Here is a 413-nt window from a genome sequence, read left to right as displayed (position 1 = left end):
CATTGACAATGCCCGCTTCCGCAGGCCGGTCGTTCCCGGCGACCGCGTCGAATTCCATGTGACGAAGCAGAAGCAGCGCGGCAATATCTGGAAGTATCATTGCGACGCGAAGGTCGACGGACAGCTCGTCGCCGAGGCTGATGTCGGTGCCATGATGATGGCCAAGGGCAAAGAATGACCACTATATCTCAGTCGGCGCGTATTCATCCGCTGTCGATCGTCGAAGACGGCGCGGTGATCGGTGACAATGTGACGATCGGCCCTTTCTGTCATGTCGGCCCGAAAGTCGTGCTCGGCAATGATGTGGAGCTCGTGAGCCATGTCGTTGTCACCGGCCTGACGACGCTGGGCAACAGCAACAGGATTTTCCCGAATGCAGTGATCGGCGCCGATCCGCAAAGCGTCCATCACAG

The 413-nt window shown here is 58.6% G+C and carries 1 protein-coding gene and 1 pseudogene; both read left to right on the top strand.

Features of this window, described 5'->3' with window-relative positions; genetic code table 11:
* Position 1 precedes the first annotated feature (1 nt).
* Positions 2 to 178: a hotdog family protein gene (locus AC1D0P_RS30645; RefSeq protein ID WP_477680174.1), complete on the top strand. Its 177-nt coding sequence runs from the start codon at positions 2 to 4 to the stop codon at positions 176 to 178.
* A pseudogene (locus tag AC1D0P_RS30640) lies at positions 175 to 413 on the top strand (acyl-ACP--UDP-N-acetylglucosamine O-acyltransferase); the annotation flags it as partial. The gene AC1D0P_RS30645 and the pseudogene AC1D0P_RS30640, both read left to right, overlap by 4 nt.

The sequence above is a fragment of the Polaromonas sp. P1_G2 genome (assembly GCF_056405515.1).
The sequence above is the reverse complement of the archived record's forward strand: the minus strand, read 5'-3'. Positions and strand labels throughout refer to the sequence as shown.